We start from the raw sequence: 16658 nt of genomic DNA on the forward strand, positions 1-16658 counted from the left end.
ATCGGAGCCGGCCCCCATGGGCGAGCAGAGTCACGTGAAGTTCCCGCAAGAGGTCATCGACGAGTACGCCGCACTCGGCGTCGACCTGCCCGCCCTCTTCTCGGCAGGCCACCTCGGCACCCGCATGGGCGTACAGATCATCGAGGCCTCCGCGGACCGGGTCGTCGGCACCATGCCGGTGGAGGGCAACACCCAGCCGTACGGCCTCCTGCACGGCGGCGCCTCAGCCGTCCTCGCGGAGACCCTCGGCTCGGTCGGCTCCATGCTCCACGGCGGCAGCTCCAAGATCGCCGTCGGCGTCGACCTGAACTGCACCCACCACCGCGGCGCCCGCTCCGGCCTCGTCACCGGCGTGGCGACCCCCGTACACCGCGGGCGCACGACAGCGACGTACGAGATCGTCATCACCGACGAGAACGACAAGCGCGTCTGCACCGCCCGCCTCACCTGCCTCCTGCGCGACGTCACCCCCACCGACGCCGCCCGCGTACGCGAGGCCTGACCCCACCCCCACTCACCGACAGTCGGGTATGACGGCCAAGGGGGCAGGAAGACAACTGCCCCCTACTCACCGGCAGTCGGGGACGGCGGGCAGGGGACGGGGCGGAGGTGTCCGCCCGCAGCGGCCGGCGCGTCAACACCGCCCCTTCCGGGACCGACCGATTCCGCGCCTGACCGAGGACGGATACCTCCACCCCGGCCCCGACCCCCACACACCCCTTCCGCACGCCCCCGCACGCCTCGCCCGCCGCAACCGCACTCCAATACGCCGGAGTTATCGGGAATCAGCGGCAACTCACCACTCTTTCAGGCGACTTAACACGCCTTCACGAGACTGCACGCCCGGACCGCACCCGATGCGCCCAATACCGTGTACGCCGACCGAACTCCGAGTTCCCTTTTCTCGACGTAACGCTGCGTAACACGCACGCAATACGGCATCGGAGTTCCCTCTTCGACGGCCCGCACTCCCGCGGCCTCTCCCGGCGACTCCACGCGACCTGCGACGGCGCCCGACCGCGACCTTCCCTCACGCGCAACCGGAAGTGCGGATTCTCAACATGTGGAACGAGAAGAAATTCCGCCAAATCGGCCGAGAATACCCGTCCCTGAAGCCCATCAACCGGCACGTCATAACAAGAAAGTCACAAGCCAGCCCACGGCGATGCCCGGGCCCACAGACAGGCTTAGAGTCACGGCCAGTCACCGCGCCGCCGGGCGCGTCTGCAGCACGGCTCGGTATCACCCAGTACGGCCCGGCGAGACACACGGCAGCTCAGCAGGGCTGCTGCGCCAGGGAGAGGATTCAACGTGCGACAGCGTTCTTTGGTCATACTCACCTCCGTGCTCACCACCGGAGCACTCACGCTGACCGCCTGCGGTTCGCGTGACGACAGCGGGGACAAGAGCAGCAGCAGCAAGACCGAGATCATCATCGGCGTTGACGCTCCGCTGACCGGTCAGAACTCCGCAACCGGACTCGGCATCCAGGGCGGCGTGCAGATCGCCGTCGACGACGCCAACAAGAACAACACCGTCCCCGGCGTGACCTTCAAGGTCCAGGCGCTCGACGACAAGGCGATCCCGGCCAGCGGCCAGCAGAACGCCACCGCCCTCGTCAACAACGAGAAGGTCCTCGGCGTCGTCGGCCCGCTGAACTCCGGTGTGGCCACGCAGATGCAGCAGGTCTTCGCGGCCGCCAACCTGGTCGAGGTCTCGCCCTCCAACACGGCGCCCGAGCTCACCCAGGGCAAGAACTGGCAGACCTCGAAGTCGCGCCCGTTCAAGACGTACTTCCGCACGGCCACCACCGACGCCCTCCAGGGCGGCTTCGCGGCCGAGTACGCGTCCAGCACGCTCAAGAAGAAGAACGTCTTCGTCGTCGACGACAAGCAGACCTACGGCGCGGGCCTGGCCAAGCTGTTCAAGGCCGGCTTCACCAAGAGCGGCGGCAAGGTCGCCGGCGAGGACCACGTCAACACCGGCGACACCGACTTCTCCGCCCTCGTCACCAAGATCAAGAAGTCCAAGGCCGACCTGGTCTACTACGGCGGCCAGTACGACGAGTCGGAGAAGCTCACCAAGCAGCTCAAGGACGGCGGAGTCAAGGTCCCGCTGTTCGGTGGTGACGGCATGTTCAGCGACACCTACATCTCGACCGCCGGCAAGACCTCCGAGGGCGACCTGGTCACCTCGGTCGGCCAGCCCGTCGACTCCCTGCCCTCCGCCGCGGACTTCATCAAGAAGTACAAGGCCTCCGGCCTCAAGGGCGACTACGGCACGTACGGCGGCTACTCCTACGACGCCGCGACCGCCATCATCAAGGCGATCGCCAACGTCGTGAAGGACGGCAAGATCCCCGACGGCGCCCGCGCCAAGATCGTGGACGAGGTCCAGAAGACGAAGTTCGAGGGCATCGCCGGCCCCGTCTCCTTCGACGAGTACGGCGACACCACCAACAAGCAGCTCACCGTCTACCAGGTCGTCAGCGGCAAGTGGAAGGCCGTCAAGAGCGGCACGTTCAACGGCTGATCCGATCCGATCCCAGCTGATTTCAGCCAACTCCGGCTGAAGCCGGCCAAGTCCGGCTGATCCCAGCCAACTCCAGCTGATCCCAGCTGATTCGAGATCCGCCGCTAGCTACACCCCAGGGCCGCGCGGCCTAGACCACACGTCACCGCGCGGCCCGCCCCATATCCCCCCGTTCACTCTCCCCACCCACATGGAGGCCATGCGGTGAACACCCTGCCGCAGCAGCTGGCCAACGGGCTGTTCCTCGGCTCGATGTACGGGCTGATCGCCATCGGCTACACGATGGTGTACGGCATCGTCCAGCTCATCAACTTCGCCCACGGCGAGATCTTCATGACCGGAGGCTTCGGCGCACTCACGGTCTACCTCTACGTCCTGCCCGACGGCACATCCATGTGGATAGCCCTCCCAGCGATGCTCATCGGCGGCGGACTCGTCGCCGTCCTCATCGCCGTCGGGGCGGAACGGTTCGCCTACCGACCACTGCGCGGCGCGCCACGCCTGGCACCCCTCATCACCGCCATCGGCCTCTCCCTCGCGCTCCAGCAGGCGGTCTTCAACTGGTACCCGAACGCCAAGACCGACCGCAACTTCCCCCAGATCGAAGCCGGTCCCTGGCACATCGGGTCCATCAGCATCAGCAGCGGCTCGCTCTTCGTCATCGTCGCCGCCCCGCTCTGTATGGCGGCCCTCGCACTCTTCGTCAGCATGTCCCGCACCGGCCGCGCCATGCAGGCCACCGCCCAAGACCCTGACACCGCCCAGCTCATGGGCATCGACACGAACAAGATCATCGTGATCGCCTTCGCCATCGGCGGCTTCTTCGCCGCCGTCGCCGCCGTCTCCTACGGCCTGCGCTACGGCTCGATCCAGTACAACATGGGCTTCCAGATGGGCCTCAAGGCCTTCACCGCCGCGGTCCTCGGCGGCATCGGCAACATCTACGGCGCCATGATCGGCGGCCTCGTCCTCGGCCTCGCCGAGACCATGGCCACCTCCTACATCGACGGCATCCCCGGTATGCAGCAGCTCGGCGGCGGCGGCTGGTCCTCCGTCTGGGCCTTCGTCCTCCTCATCCTCGTACTGCTGTTCAGGCCACAGGGCCTGGTCGGCGAACGCGTCGCGGACAGGGCGTGACCACCATGGCAACCACCGAGAACACCGCAGAGAACACCGCCGAGGTCACCGAGACCGCACGCGGCCTGATCGCACTCCCCCAGACCGCCGCACGCGCCCTCATCGCCGTCGGCGCCGTCGCCACCATCGCCAGCACCTTCATGTCGTGGACCTACACGGCCGACTTCCCCGGGGACCTCACCTACTACGGCTCCCCGGCCGGCCTCCAGATCCTCGACCTCGTCGCCGGCGCGATCACCCTGCTCTTCGCGCTCACCCTCTTCGACGTCCGCGGCCTGCGCTGGCTCAACCCGGCAGGCGCCACCGCGCCCGTCGTCCTCGCCGCCGCCTCCGCGTTCGCCGTCAGCTGGTTCAGCGCCATCGCCATCGCCGTCGACCTCAAGGGCCTCGTCGCCCTCGACCCCGGCGCCTACGTGACCGCCATCGGCTCCCTGATCGCCCTCGTCGGCACCCTCGCCCTCCCGAGCCCCGGCGACACCTTCAAGGACTGGGTCAGCAAGCCCGACCACATCCCCGCGGCCCAGAAGCTCCCCGGCTGGGCCGAGCGCCTCGTCATCACCGCCGCCACCGCCGTCGCCCTGATCGTCTTCACCTACGGCATCGGCGTCGACCCCGAGGCCAGCGAGACCTTCATCGGCTACCTGCTGCTCGTCGTCCTCGGCACCTGGGCACTCCAAGCCGCCGGACTCTTCGACCGCTTCGCCACGCTCAACGCCCGCCACAAGGGATTCGCCACCTCCATGGCGTTCCTCGCCGCGGCGGTCTTCCCCTTCGTCGAGAACAACGAGCACAACGCCAACCTCGGCGTGAACATCCTCGTCGTCGCCACCGTCGCCCTCGGCCTCAACATCGTCGTCGGCCTCACCGGACTCCTCGACCTCGGATACGTCGCCTTCCTCGGCGTCGGCGCCTACGCCGCGGCCCTCGTCTCCGGCTCCGAGTTCTCCCGCTTCGCCGGCGTCCAGTTCCCCTTCTGGGCCGCCATGCTCACCGGCATGGCCGCGTCGCTCGTCTTCGGCGTCCTCATCGGCGCCCCCACCCTGCGACTGCGCGGCGACTACCTCGCCATCGTCACCCTCGGCTTCGGAGAGATCTTCCGTATCACCGTCAACAACCTCGACGGCTCCTCCGGACCCAACATCACCAACGGCCCCAACGGCATCTCGATGATCCCGGACCTCGACATCTTCGGGTTCAACCTCGGGAACTCGCACGACATCGGCTCGATCACCCTCGGCCGCTTCGCGAACTACTTCCTGCTGATGCTGATCATCACCGGCATCGTCGTGATCGTCTTCAACCGCGCCGCCGACTCCCGTATCGGCCGCTCCTGGATCGCCATCCGCGAGGACGAGACCGCCGCGACCGCCATGGGCATCAACGGCTTCCGCGTCAAGCTCATCGCCTTCGCCCTCGGCGCCTCCCTCGCCGGCCTCGCCGGCACGGTCAGCGCCCACGTCGGCTACAGCGTCAACCCGGCCCCGTACCAGTTCGCCGGCTCCGTACCGCCCAACTCCGCCTTCCTGCTGGCCGCGGTCGTCCTCGGCGGCATGGGCACGGTCAACGGCCCCATCCTCGGCGCCACCCTGCTCTACCTCCTCCCCGAGAAGCTCGGCTTCCTGAAGGAGTACCAGCTCTTCGCCTTCGGCATCGCGCTCGTGATCCTCATGCGCTTCCGCCCCGAAGGCATCATCGCCAACCGCCGCCGCCAGCTCGAATTCCACGAGTCCGACGACAGCATCGACATACCCGAACAGGGCCTGCCCGACTCCACCGTCGGCGTCACCAAGGCAGGGGCGTGACCCACATGACCACCACCACGGCCACCAGCCCCGTACTCGAGGCCAGCGGCGTCACCATGCGCTTCGGCGGCCTCACCGCCGTACGCAGCGTCGACCTCACCGTCAACTCGGGCGAGATCGTCGGCCTCATCGGCCCCAACGGCGCCGGCAAGACGACCTTCTTCAACTGCCTCACCGGCCTGTACGTGCCGACCGAGGGCAAGGTCTCCTACAAGGGCACCGTCCTCCCGCCCAAGCCCCACCTCGTCACCAGCGCCGGCATCGCCCGCACCTTCCAGAACATCCGGCTCTTCGCCAACATGACCGTCCTGGAGAACGTGCTCGTCGGCCGCCACACCAGGACCAAGGAAGGCCTCTGGTCGGCCCTCCTGCGCGGCCCCGGCTTCCGCAAGGCAGAAGCCACCTCCCGCGAACGCGCCATGGAACTGCTGGAGTTCATCGGCCTCGACCACAAAGCCGACCACCTCTCCCGCAACCTCCCCTACGGCGAACAGCGCAAGCTCGAAATCGCCCGCGCCATGGCGAGCGAACCGGGACTGCTGCTCCTGGACGAGCCCACGGCCGGCATGAACCCCCAGGAGACACGCGCGACCGAAGACCTCGTCTTCGCCATCCGCGACAGGGGCATCGCCGTCCTCGTCATCGAGCACGACATGCGCTTCATCTTCAACCTGTCCGACCGCGTCGCCTGCCTCGTCCAGGGCGAGAAGCTCGTCGAGGGCACCTCCGAGGTCGTCCAGGGCGACGAACGCGTCATCGCCGCCTACCTCGGCACCCCCTTCGAGGGCGCCCCCGGCGCGGAGGAACTCGCCGAGGTCGAAGCCGCCGAGGCGGCGGAGGCCACGGACACTCCCGAGCCCGCGGAAGCCTCCGACTCTCCCGAGGCCGACGAGACTCCCGAGGCCACCGAGACTCCTGAGGCCGCAGAGAGCGACGCCGCCGCGGAGGGCACCACCAGCAAGGAAGGAAACGCCCAGTGACCGCACTGCTCGAGGTCGAAGACCTCAAGGTCGCCTACGGCAAGATCGAAGCCGTCAAGGGCATCTCCTTCTCCGTCGAAGCCGGCCAGATCGTCACCCTCATCGGCACCAACGGCGCCGGCAAGACGACCACCCTGCGCACCCTCTCCGGGCTCCTCAAGCCCACCGCGGGCCGCATCACCTTCGACGGCAAACCCCTCAGCAACATCCCCGCCCACAAGATCGTCTCCCTGGGCCTCGCCCACTCCCCCGAGGGACGCCACATCTTCCCCCGGCTGACGATCACCGAGAACCTCCAGCTCGGCGCGTTCCTGCGCACCGACAAGGCGGGCATCGAGAAGGACATCCAGCGCGCCTACGACCTCTTCCCCATCCTGGGTGAACGCCGCAAGCAGGCCGCGGGAACCCTCTCCGGCGGCGAGCAGCAGATGCTGGCCATGGGCCGCGCGCTCATGTCCCAGCCCAAGCTGCTCATGCTCGACGAACCCTCCATGGGCCTCTCGCCGATCATGATGCAGAAGATCATGGCCACCATCGCCGAACTCAAGGCCGACGGTACGACCATCCTCCTCGTCGAGCAGAACGCCCAGGCGGCGCTCTCCCTCGCCGATCAGGGACACGTCATGGAGGTCGGCAACATCGTCCTCTCCGGCACCGGACAGGACCTGCTGCACGACGAGTCGGTACGCAAGGCCTACCTGGGCGAGGACTGAGACCAGGCTCCGGCCGTACGACCGTACAGCCGCTGTACGAAGAGGCCCGCGGCCCCCAGTCGGGGGCACGGGCCTCTTCGTCACTCACCGATACCGCTCACCGATACCGCTCGCCGGGGAATCAGCCGACGAAATTCTCGATCGGCCTGGAGAAGTCGGCACCGAGTTGCGACATCGCGTGACCGAACTCCTTCTCACTGATCGCCTCACGGAGCGTGACCAGCACGGCACGGACGCCGCTGTCGGCCTCGTCGGGCTTGAGCACGTTGCGCTGGGCCACACGCCGCACGAGCTCGTCGTAGTCGAACCGCTCGATCTCCGCGGTGGCACCCCGCCGAACGGACTCCGCCAGACCCTCCGGGAGCTCCAGCGCCAGGTTCCGCGCCTCGCCCGAGCTCAGCCGATGGGCGAGCGTCTCGAGCGTGGCACGCGTGAGATCGGCCGACTCCTGCCGAGTCAGACCCGTACGTTCCGACACCGCTTGGACGAACGCCTTCTCTTCCACGCGCTGTCTCCTTTGCTGCCTTGCCGATCCGAAGGCCACGCGGCCCCGAAACCAGCCTGACACGCGGTCGCCGGGCTCGCGCGGGCACCAGCGCGCGGGCCTGCCGGCTAACCCTTGGAGGACTTCTTCTCCTCGGCGTCCGCGATGACCGCCTCGGCGACCTGCTGCATGGACATACGGCGGTCCATGGAGGTCTTCTGGATCCACCGGAACGCGGCGGGCTCCGTCAGCCCGTACTGCGTCTGCAGCACGGACTTGGCCCGGTCCACCAGCTTCCGCGTCTCCAGACGCTGGCTGAGATCCGCGACCTCCTGCTCCAGCTGCTTCAGCTCCGTGAACCGCGAGACGGCCATCTCGATCGCGGGTACGACGTCGCTCTTGCTGAAGGGCTTCACGAGGTACGCCATCGCGCCGGCGTCACGGGCCCGCTCGACGAGGTCGCGCTGCGAGAACGCGGTGAGCATCAGCACGGGGGCGATGCTCTCCTCGGCGATCTTCTCGGCCGCCGAGATCCCGTCCAGCTTGGGCATCTTGACGTCGAGGATCACGAGGTCGGGCCGGTGCTCACGGGCCAGCTCGACGGCCTGCTCCCCGTCCCCCGCCTCGCCCACGACGGCGTAGCCCTCTTCCTCGAGCATCTCTTTGAGGTCGAGGCGGATCAGCGCCTCGTCCTCGGCGATGACGACACGGGTCGTCAGCGGAGGCACGTGCGACTTGTCGTCGTCGGCGACGGGCTGGGGCGACTCGGGGGCGGTCACGGGGGCTCCTCGTTCAGGGGCGGGTACTGCTCCCAAGAGCCTACCCAGCTGCGGTATGGTGGACGGGCAGCGGGTCGGGGTAAACCTTCGATTCAGCGGGCCCCGGTAGCCCAATTGGCAGCAGGCAATGGATTCAAAACCCATACAGTGTCGGTTCGAGTCCGACTCGGGGCACTTTTCCTTGGATTCCAAGGTCGTCACAGAAAAGCGGATGTTCCCGTTCTCGTGAACATCCGCTTTTTGCTGCGCAGGGTCGCGATCACTCGCACAAAGTAGCCACATGTACGACATGGGCACACGCGAGCGAGCTCTGGCTCTGGTCACCCAAGGACGCAGCCTGAACTCGGTGAGCAAGGAGACCGGGGTATCCAGGTCAGCGATCCGCTGCTGGCAATCGCGCATCGACCCGCTACCGCGCATGCGGCGCACACCATGCTCAAGATGCGGCCCAGCGACTGAGCCACCCTCCAACACGGAGGCCTACAGCTACCTCTTGGGGCTCTACCTCGGTGACGGCTGCATCAGCCCCGGCATGCGAGCGGGCTACGTTCTCCGCATCGCATGCGCCCACACTTGGCCAGGCCTCATCGAAGCTTGCGCTGCCGCCGTCGAAGCCATTAACCCCAGCAAGAAGTCGAACCGGGTCCAAGCAGTCGGGTACGTCTCGGTCGTCGGATACAGCCGGCACTGGCCCTGCCTCTTCCCCCAGCACGGCCCCGGCAAGAAGCACGAACGCCCGATCGCCCTCGAACACTGGCAACAGGAAATCGTCGACGCTCATCCCTGGGAATTCATCCGCGGGCTCATCCACTCCGACGGCTGCCGGATCACCAACTGGACCGAGAAGGTCATCGCCGGCGAGCGCAAGCGCTACGAATACCCCCGGTACTTCTTCACCAACGTCTCCGACGACATCCGGCAGCTCTACACCGACACACTCGACAAACTCGGCATCCAGTGGACCCACTGCACCCGCAACGGAAACCCGTTCAACATCTCCGTCGCCCGCAAAGCCTCCGTCGCTCTCATGGACGCCCACGTCGGTCCCAAGTACTGACAGCCGGGCCTACTTGGGGCTGTCGTCCTCTCCGATGTGGTGGACGCGTACGAGGTTCGTGGTGCCCGAGACGCCGGGCGGGGAGCCGGCGGTGATGACGACGATGTCGCCCTTTTCGCAGTGGCCGTACTTCAGGAGGAGTTCGTCCACCTGGTCGACCATCGCGTCGGTGGACCCGACATGCGGTCCCAGGAACGTTTCTACGCCCCAGGTCAGGTTCAACTGGGAGCGGGTGGCCGGGTCGGGGGTGAAGGCCAGCAGGGGGATCGGGGAGCGGTAGCGGGACAGGCGGCGGACCGTGTCGCCGGACTGGGTGAAGGCGACGAGGAACTTGGCGCCGAGGAAGTCGCCCATCTCCGCTGCCGCGCGGGCGACCGCACCGCCCTGGGTGCGGGGCTTGTTGCGGTCGGTCAGGGGCGGCAGGCCCTTGGCGAGGATGTCCTCCTCGGCGGCCTCGACGATGCGGGACATCGTCCGGACGGTTTCCACGGGGTACTTGCCGACGCTCGTCTCGCCGGAGAGCATCACGGCGTCCGTGCCGTCGATGACGGCGTTGGCGACGTCGGACGCCTCGGCTCGCGTGGGGCGGGAGTTGTCGATCATCGAGTCGAGCATCTGGGTGGCGACGATGACCGGCTTGGCGTTGCGCTTGGCCAGCTTGATGGCGCGCTTCTGGACGATCGGGACCTGTTCGAGGGGCATTTCGACGCCCAGGTCTCCGCGGGCGACCATGATGCCGTCGAAGGCGGCGACGATGTCGTCGATCGCGTCGACCGCCTGGGGCTTCTCGACCTTGGCGATGACGGGGAGGCGCCGGCCTTCCTCGTCCATGATGCGGTGGACGTCGTCGATGTCGCGGCCGCTGCGGACGAAGGAGAGGGCGATGACGTCGAAGCCGGTGCGCAGGGCCCAGCGGAGGTCCGCTTCGTCCTTGTCGGAGAGGGCGGGGACGGAGACGGCGACGCCGGGAAGGTTGAGGCCCTTGTGGTCGGAGACCATGCCTCCTTCGACGACGGTGGTGTGGACGCGAGGGCCGTCGACGGCGGTGACTTCGAGGCAGACCTTGCCGTCGTCGACGAGGATGCGTTCGCCGGGGGTGACGTCGGCCGCGAGGCCCGAGTACGTCGTGCCACAGGTGAGGCGGTCGCCCTCGGCGCCTTCTTCGACGGTGATGGTGAAGGTGTCTCCGCGTTCAAGGAGTACGGGGCCTTCGGTGAAACGGCCGAGTCGGATCTTCGGGCCTTGAAGGTCGGCGAGCAGTCCGACGCTGCGGCCGGTCTCGTCGGAGGCCTTTCGCACGCGCTGGCAGCGCTCCTCGTGTTCGGCGTAGGTGCCGTGGCTGAGGTTGAAGCGGGCTACGTCCATTCCGGCGTCGACCAGGGCTTTGAGCTGGTCGTACGAGTCGGTGGCGGGGCCCAATGTACAGACGATTTTTGCTCGGCGCATGGTTTGAGCCTAGGCCTTACCGGTCGGTAGAGAATTGGTCCAGCATGACTACTCAACAACCTTTACGTGAAGCCTTATTGACAACAGTTGAATTGTGCGCCGGGGTGCTCTGATGAGCGGCTTGGCCGCTTTGCACACCCCGGCCGCATGGATCCAGTACTGCATATTTCCACTGCATATATCTATAGCGAAATGGGGAACCTGCCGAACCCGCGCTTTACAGCTCCGGCGGGGCCATCGTGAATCGGGCGTTGACCTGGGCGTAGACGTGTTGGCGCTCGGGTTCGAGGTCGAGGGGGGCGGCTTCTTCGGGGGCGTTGCCGGCGAAGGACATGGAGCGCATGGCGCGGCCGGGGGCCGCCGGGTACGGCTGGGCGTTCTCGGCACCGATGTCGGCGAGTTCGACGAGGGCGGCGAGGGTGGTGCCGAGGGCTTCGGCGTATTCGCGAGCCCGTTGGACGGCTTCGCGGACCGCCTGCTGTCGGGCTTGACGGTGGGAGGGCGAGTCGGGGCGCAGGGCCCACCAGGGGCCGTCGACCCGGGTGAGGTCGAGGTCCGCGAGGCGTGTCGTCAGCTCGCCGAGTGCGGTGAAGTCGGTGAGTTCGGCGGTGAGGTGGACGCGGCCGTGGTAGGCGCGGACGCGTTCGCCGCGGCCGTGTTTCGTGAGTTCCGGGCTGATGGAGAAGGCGCCGGTTTCGAGGCGTTCGACGGCGTCTCCGTAGGACTTCACGAGGTCCATGGCCGTCGCGTTGCGGCGGGTGAGGTCGGCGAGGGCCTCGCGCCGGTCGGTGCCGCGGGCGCTGACGGTGATGCCGATGCGGGCGATCTCGGGGTCGACTTCGAGGTGGGCTTCGCCGCGGACGGCGATGCGGGGTGATTCGGGGGTTCCGTAGGGGACTGCGGGTCGGGGTTCCTCTGCGGTGGGGGCCATACGCCCCACTCTGTCACCGGAAGGGTGGGCGTGGTGCCCGGTGGTCACCAGATGGAAACCTCCCGGACCTGTTCTGGAGTGTCATGTGTAGGTCAGAATCTACGCGCGTCGTTGACCCATTCCCAAGGAGCCATAGACATGCCGTTGAACCGCCGGAAGTTCCTGAAGAAGTCCGCCGTGACGGGCGCGGGGGTGGCGTTGACCGGTGCGGTCGCGGCTCCGTCCGCGCAGGCGGCGACCTCGGCGGCGGCAGGGGGTGGGAAGAAGCCTGTGAAGCGGCACTCCCTCACCGTCATGGGCACGACGGACCTGCACGGACATGTCTTCAACTGGGACTACTTCAAGGACGCGGAATACAAGGACACGGCGGGCAACGCGCAGGGTCTGGCGCGGATCTCGACGCTGGTGAACGAGATCCGCAAGGAGAAGGGGCGTTGCAACACCCTCCTTCTGGACGCGGGCGACACGATCCAGGGCACCCCGCTGACGTACTACTTCGCGAAGGTGGACCCGATCACCGCCAAGGGCGGTCCGGTGCACCCGATGGCGCAGGCGATGAACGCGATCGGCTATGACGCGGTGGCGCTGGGCAACCACGAGTTCAACTACGGCATCGAGACGCTGCGGAAGTTCGAGTCGCAGTGCCGCTTCCCGCTGCTGGGTGCGAACGCGCTGGACGCGAAGACGCTGAAGCCGGCTTTCCCGCCGTACTTCATGAAGACGTTCCACGTGCCGGGTGCCCCCTCGGTGAAGGTGGCGGTGCTCGGTCTGACGAACCCGGGTATCGCGATCTGGGACAAGGCGTACGTCCAGGGGAAGTTGACGTTCCCGGGTCTGGAGGAGCAGGCCGCGAAGTGGGTGCCGAAGCTGCGGTCGATGGGTGCGGACGTGGTCGTGGTGTCGGCGCACTCCGGTTCGTCCGGCACGTCCTCCTACGGTGACCAGCTGCCGTACGTCGAGAACTCGGCGGCGCTCGTCGCCCAGCAGGTGCCGGGGATCGACGCGATTCTCGTCGGGCACGCGCACGTGGAGATCCCGGAGCTGAAGGTCACCAACACCAAGACCGGCAGGACCGTGGTGCTGTCGGAGCCGCTGGCGTATGCGGAGCGGCTGTCGGTGTTCGACTTCGAGCTGGTCCTCGAGAAGGGGAAGTGGCAGGTCGAGTCGGTGGCGGCCACGGTCCGCAACTCGAACTCGGTCGCCGACGACCCGAAGATCACCCGGCTGCTGAAGGACGAGCACGACCTGGTGGTGGCGTACGTCAACCAGGTGGTCGGCACGGCCACGGACACGCTGACGACGGTCGAGGCGCGTTACAAGGACGCCCCGATCATCGACCTGATCACCAAGGTGCAGGAGGACGTGGTCAAGGCGGCGCTGGTGGGCACGGAGTACGCGTCGCTGCCCGTGATCGCGCAGGCCTCGCCGTTCTCGCGCACCTCCGAGATCCCGGCCGGCAAGGTGACGATTCGGGATCTGTCGAGCCTGTACGTGTACGACAACACGCTGGTCGCGAAGGTGCTGACGGGGGCGCAGGTGCGGGCGTACCTGGAGTACTCGGCGAACTACTTCGTGCGGACGCCGGCCGGTGCGGTGATCGACACGGAGAAGCTGACCAACGCGAACAACCGTCCGGACTACAACTACGACTATGTGTCGGGGCTCCGGTACGACATCGACATCGCGCAGGCGGAGGGTTCGCGGATCAAGAACCTGACGTACAACGGTGCGGCGCTGGACGACGCGCAGCAGTTCGTGTTCGCGGTGAACAACTACCGGGCGAACGGTGGTGGCGCCTTCCCGCATGTGGCGTCCGCGAAGGAGGTCTGGTCGGAGTCGACGGAGATCCGTACGCGGATCGCCGAGTGGGTGACCGCGAAGGGTGTGCTCGACCCGAAGGAGTTCGCTTCGGTGGACTGGAAGCTCACGCGGGACGGCACGCCGGTGTTCTAGCCCGCCTGTCGCGGCACGCTTGTCCTGTGGACCCCGGGCGCATGTCCGGGGTCTTCTTCTTACCGTCCGTCGACGAGCGGGGTGAGGGTCTGGGCGGTGTGACGGGCGGGCGGGACCTGGGAGTGGGGTTCGAGTCCGAAGGTGGTGAAGGCCGTACGGCGCGGCAGCGGATAGGGGTCCTTGCCCGTCAGCGAGTTGAGGATGGTGGCGCTGCGCCAGGCGGCGAGGCCGAGGTCGGGGGCGCCGACGCCGTGGGTGTGGAGTTCGGCGTTCTGGACGTAGACGCGGCCGGTGACGGAGGGCTCGAGGGTCAGGCGGAACTGGTCGTCGATGCGGGGGCGTTCGGCGCTGTCGCGGTGCAGGTAGGGGTCGAGTCCGGCGAGGATCTGGCCGAGGGGGCGTTCGCGGTAGCCGGTGGCGAGGACCACGGCGTCGGTGACGAGTCGGGTGCGGGCGCCCTGCTGGCCGTGTTCGAGGTGGAGTTCGACCTTGGTGGTGGCGACGCGGCCCGCGGTGCGGACGGTGACGGCGGGGGTGAGGACGGCGTCGGGCCAGCCGCCGTGGAGGGTGCGGCGGTAGAGCTCGTCGTGGATGGCGGCGATGGTGTCGGCGTCGATGCCCTTGTGGAGTTGCCATTGGGCGGCGACGAGCCGGTCGCGTACGGGCTCGGTGAGGGCGTGGAAGTAGCGGGTGTAGTCGGGGGTGAAGTGTTCGAGGCCGAGCTTGGAGTACTCCATCGGTGCGAAGGCCTCGGTGCGGGCGAGCCAGTGGATCTTCTCGCGGCCGGCGGGCCGGTTGCGCAGGAGGTCGAGGAAGACCTCGGCGCCCGACTGCCCCGCGCCGATGACGGTGATGTGTTCGGCGGTGAGGAAGTGTTCGCGGTGGGCGAGGTAGTCCGCGGCGTGGATGACGGGGACGCCGGGGGTATCGACGAGGGGTTTGAGGGGCTCGGGGATGTGGGGTGCGGTGCCGACGCCGAGGACGATGTTGCGGGTGTAGGTACGGCCGAGGGCCTCGGCTTCTCCCTCGCTGTCGAGCTGGGTGAAGTCGACTTCGAACAGGGTGCGTTCGGGGTTCCAGCGGACGGCGTCGACCTGGTGGCCGAAGTGGAGTCCGGGGAGGCGGCCGGCGACCCAGCGACAGTAGGCGTCGTACTCGGCGCGCTGCATGTGGAAGCGCTCGGCGAAGTAGAAGGGGAAGAGGCGGTCGCGGTCCTTGAGGTAGTTGAGGAAGGACCAGGGGCTGGCGGGGTCGGCGAGGGTGACCAGGTCGGCGAGGAAGGGGACTTGGAGGGTGGCGCCGTCGATGAGCAGGCCCGGGTGCCAGTCGAAGCCGGGGCGCTGTTCGTAGAAGACGCTGTCGAGTTCGGGGAGGGGGTGGGCGAGGGCGGCGAGGGAGAGGTTGAACGGGCCGATGCCGATGCCCACGAGGTCGCGGGGCGCGTCGGGCTCGTGGCGTGGGGGGAGGGGCGTCGGGCTCATCGGGGTGTGTGTCCTTCCACCAGTTTCAGGAGCGCGGTCAGGTCACTCGGCCGGGTGTGGGGGTTGAGGAGGGTGGCTTTGAGCCAGAGCCGGTCGTCGAGCAGGGCTCGGCCGAGGACGGCGCGTCCTTCGTGGAGCAGGGTGCGGCGTACGGCGGCGACGGCTTCGTCGGAGGCCTCGGCGGGGCGGAACAGGACGGTGCTGAGGGTGGGCGGGTCGTAGAGCTCGAAGCCGGGGTGTGCTTCGACGAGGTCCGCCAGCTCGACGGCGCGGGCGCAGACCTGGTCGACGAGCGCGCCGAGTCCCGCTCGCCCCAGGGTTTTGAGGGTGACGGCGACTTTGAGGATGTCGGGGCGTCGGCTGGTGCGCAGGGAGCGGCCGAGGAGGTCGGGGAGGCCCGCTTCGGTGTCGTCGTCGGCGTTGAGGTAGTCGGCGCGGTGGCTCAGGGCGTCGAGGTCGTGGGGGTCCTTGACGCCGAGGAGGCCTGCGGCGACGGGCTGCCAGCCGAGTTTGTGCAGGTCGAGGGTGACGGTGTGGGCGCGGTCGAGTCCGTCGAGTTTGCCGCGGTGGTGGTCGCTGAAGAGGAGGCCTCCGCCGTAGGCGGCGTCGATGTGGAGGCGGGTGCCGTGGGCTTCGCAGAGGTCGGCGATGTCGGGCAGGGGGTCGATGAGTCCGGCGTCGGTGGTGCCTGCGGTGGCGGCCACGAGGAGGGGGCCGCGGAGGCCTTGGAGTTCGGTGAGGGCTTCGTCGAGGGCGGCGAGGTCCATGGTGCCGGCGGGGGCGGGGACGACGACGGGGTCGGGCAGGCCGAGGAGCCAGGCGGCGCGGGGCAGGGAGTGGTGGGCGTTGGCGCCGTGGATGAGCCGCACACCGGCGTGTGCCTCCCGGGCGAGGAGGAGGGCGAGTTGGTTGGACTCGGTGCCGCCGGTGGTGACCAGGGCGTCGCCGGCGCCGATCTCCTGGGCCAGGGCCCGGGTGACGAGTGCCTCCAGTTCCGAGGCGGCCGGGGCCTGGTCCCAGGAGTCCATGGAGGGGTTGAGGGCGGAGGCGGCGAGGTCGGCGGCGGTGGCGACGGCGAGGGGTGGGCAGTGCAGGTGGGCGGCGCACAGGGGGTCGGCGGGGTCGGCCGCGCCCTCGGCGAGAGCCCGTACGACGACGCGTAGGGCGTCTTCGGTTCCCTGCTCGGGCAGTACGTCGCCGACCGCGTCCCGTACGCGCCGGGCCACGCTCTCCGGTCCGCCGGCGGGCAGCGGTCCCCCGCGTGCCTCGCCGCCCTCGCGCAGTGCGTCGAGGACGGTGTCGAGCAGCGGCCGCAGCGCGCCGGGACCTTCGGGGCCTGAGGCGAGGGGCGGCGTGCTCATGG

14 protein-coding genes and 1 tRNA gene are annotated in these 16658 nt (G+C 68.1%); 9 read left to right on the plus strand and 6 right to left on the minus strand.

Features of this window, described 5'->3' with window-relative positions:
* Positions 1-16 precede the first annotated feature (16 nt).
* The 6 genes from ACZ7M3_RS17590 (at position 17) to ACZ7M3_RS17615 (ending at position 7164) form a co-directional block, all read left to right on the plus strand.
* Positions 17-502 (plus strand): PaaI family thioesterase, encoded by a 486-nt coding sequence (locus ACZ7M3_RS17590; protein ID WP_472064238.1) that lies wholly within the window; start codon positions 17-19, stop codon positions 500-502.
* 809 nt (positions 503-1311) lie between these two features.
* Positions 1312-2532 (plus strand): branched-chain amino acid ABC transporter substrate-binding protein, encoded by a 1221-nt coding sequence (locus ACZ7M3_RS17595; protein ID WP_472064240.1) that lies wholly within the window; start codon positions 1312-1314, stop codon positions 2530-2532.
* 204 nt (positions 2533-2736) lie between these two features.
* Complete coding sequence (locus tag ACZ7M3_RS17600; protein WP_067363979.1) at positions 2737-3669, plus strand: branched-chain amino acid ABC transporter permease; 933 nt, start codon at positions 2737-2739, stop codon at positions 3667-3669.
* A 5-nt stretch (positions 3670-3674) separates the two neighbouring features.
* Entirely contained in the window at positions 3675-5471 is a 1797-nt protein-coding gene (locus tag ACZ7M3_RS17605) for a branched-chain amino acid ABC transporter permease (RefSeq protein WP_095858155.1), read from the plus strand.
* A complete protein-coding gene (locus ACZ7M3_RS17610; RefSeq protein WP_472064242.1) occupies positions 5468-6451 on the plus strand; it encodes an ABC transporter ATP-binding protein in 984 nt (327 codons plus the stop codon). Before ACZ7M3_RS17605 ends, ACZ7M3_RS17610 begins: the two co-directional genes overlap by 4 nt.
* Positions 6448-7164: an ABC transporter ATP-binding protein gene (locus tag ACZ7M3_RS17615; RefSeq protein WP_067363973.1), complete on the plus strand. Its 717-nt coding sequence runs from the start codon at positions 6448-6450 to the stop codon at positions 7162-7164. Before ACZ7M3_RS17610 ends, ACZ7M3_RS17615 begins: the two co-directional genes overlap by 4 nt.
* Positions 7165-7285: 121 nt before the next feature.
* Here the strand turns inward: ACZ7M3_RS17615 and ACZ7M3_RS17620 are convergent, their stop codons facing one another.
* Complete coding sequence (locus tag ACZ7M3_RS17620; protein ID WP_067363970.1) at positions 7286-7669, minus strand: DUF2267 domain-containing protein; 384 nt, start codon at positions 7667-7669, stop codon at positions 7286-7288.
* A gap of 107 nt (positions 7670-7776) precedes the next feature.
* Positions 7777-8427 (minus strand): ANTAR domain-containing response regulator, encoded by a 651-nt coding sequence (locus tag ACZ7M3_RS17625; RefSeq protein WP_261686185.1) that lies wholly within the window; start codon positions 8425-8427, stop codon positions 7777-7779.
* A gap of 99 nt (positions 8428-8526) precedes the next feature.
* Here ACZ7M3_RS17625 and ACZ7M3_RS17630 point away from each other — a divergent pair.
* Together ACZ7M3_RS17630 and ACZ7M3_RS17635 are read left to right on the plus strand one after the other, a co-directional pair.
* Positions 8527-8601: transfer RNA gene (locus ACZ7M3_RS17630), tRNA-Leu, on the plus strand.
* Positions 8602-8707: 106 nt separating this feature from the next.
* Positions 8708-9484, plus strand: a complete 777-nt coding sequence (locus ACZ7M3_RS17635; RefSeq protein ID WP_472064245.1) for a transcriptional regulator — start codon at positions 8708-8710, stop codon at positions 9482-9484.
* Positions 9485-9493: 9 nt separating this feature from the next.
* Here ACZ7M3_RS17635 and pyk read toward each other — a convergent pair whose 3' ends face one another.
* Both pyk and ACZ7M3_RS17645 read right to left on the minus strand, forming a co-directional pair.
* Complete coding sequence (pyk, locus tag ACZ7M3_RS17640) at positions 9494-10930, minus strand: pyruvate kinase (RefSeq protein ID WP_472064247.1); 1437 nt, start codon at positions 10928-10930, stop codon at positions 9494-9496.
* Between the two features lie 217 nt (positions 10931-11147).
* Positions 11148-11861 carry an SIMPL domain-containing protein gene (locus tag ACZ7M3_RS17645; protein ID WP_355303765.1) on the minus strand — a complete coding sequence of 238 codons (714 nt, stop codon included), beginning with the start codon at positions 11859-11861 and terminating at the stop codon, positions 11148-11150.
* Positions 11862-11999: 138 nt separating this feature from the next.
* Between ACZ7M3_RS17645 and ACZ7M3_RS17650 the strand changes: the two genes are divergently transcribed.
* A complete protein-coding gene (locus tag ACZ7M3_RS17650) occupies positions 12000-13814 on the plus strand; it encodes a 5'-nucleotidase C-terminal domain-containing protein (protein ID WP_452966991.1) in 1815 nt (604 codons plus the stop codon).
* A 59-nt stretch (positions 13815-13873) separates the two neighbouring features.
* Here the strand turns inward: ACZ7M3_RS17650 and ACZ7M3_RS17655 are convergent, their stop codons facing one another.
* Both ACZ7M3_RS17655 and ACZ7M3_RS17660 read right to left on the minus strand, forming a co-directional pair.
* Positions 13874-15295 carry a lysine N(6)-hydroxylase/L-ornithine N(5)-oxygenase family protein gene (locus tag ACZ7M3_RS17655; RefSeq protein ID WP_472064249.1) on the minus strand — a complete coding sequence of 474 codons (1422 nt, stop codon included), beginning with the start codon at positions 15293-15295 and terminating at the stop codon, positions 13874-13876.
* On the minus strand, positions 15292-16656 hold the full coding sequence (locus ACZ7M3_RS17660) for a pyridoxal phosphate-dependent decarboxylase family protein (protein WP_472064251.1): 1365 nt from the start codon (positions 16654-16656) through the stop codon (positions 15292-15294). The genes ACZ7M3_RS17655 and ACZ7M3_RS17660 overlap by 4 nt, the downstream gene beginning before the upstream one ends.
* Positions 16657-16658 lie beyond the last annotated feature (2 nt).

This window comes from Streptomyces sp. NPDC111656, from assembly GCF_055656965.1.

Excerpts from the sequence above, each read along its gene's own strand:
- ACZ7M3_RS17650 (WP_452966991.1), top strand. The coding sequence starts at position 12,000 with ATGCCGTTGAACCGCCGGAAGTTCCTGAAGAAGTCCGCCGTGACGGGC.
- pyk (WP_472064247.1), bottom strand. The coding sequence starts at position 10,930 with ATGCGCCGAGCAAAAATCGTCTGTACATTGGGCCCCGCCACCGACTCG.
- ACZ7M3_RS17605 (WP_095858155.1), top strand. The coding sequence starts at position 3,675 with ATGGCAACCACCGAGAACACCGCAGAGAACACCGCCGAGGTCACCGAG.
- ACZ7M3_RS17645 (WP_355303765.1), bottom strand. The coding sequence starts at position 11,861 with ATGGCCCCCACCGCAGAGGAACCCCGACCCGCAGTCCCCTACGGAACC.
- ACZ7M3_RS17660 (WP_472064251.1), bottom strand. The coding sequence starts at position 16,656 with ATGAGCACGCCGCCCCTCGCCTCAGGCCCCGAAGGTCCCGGCGCGCTG.
- ACZ7M3_RS17635 (WP_472064245.1), top strand. The coding sequence starts at position 8,708 with ATGTACGACATGGGCACACGCGAGCGAGCTCTGGCTCTGGTCACCCAA.
- ACZ7M3_RS17655 (WP_472064249.1), bottom strand. The coding sequence starts at position 15,295 with ATGAGCCCGACGCCCCTCCCCCCACGCCACGAGCCCGACGCGCCCCGC.
- ACZ7M3_RS17590 (WP_472064238.1), top strand. The coding sequence starts at position 17 with ATGGGCGAGCAGAGTCACGTGAAGTTCCCGCAAGAGGTCATCGACGAG.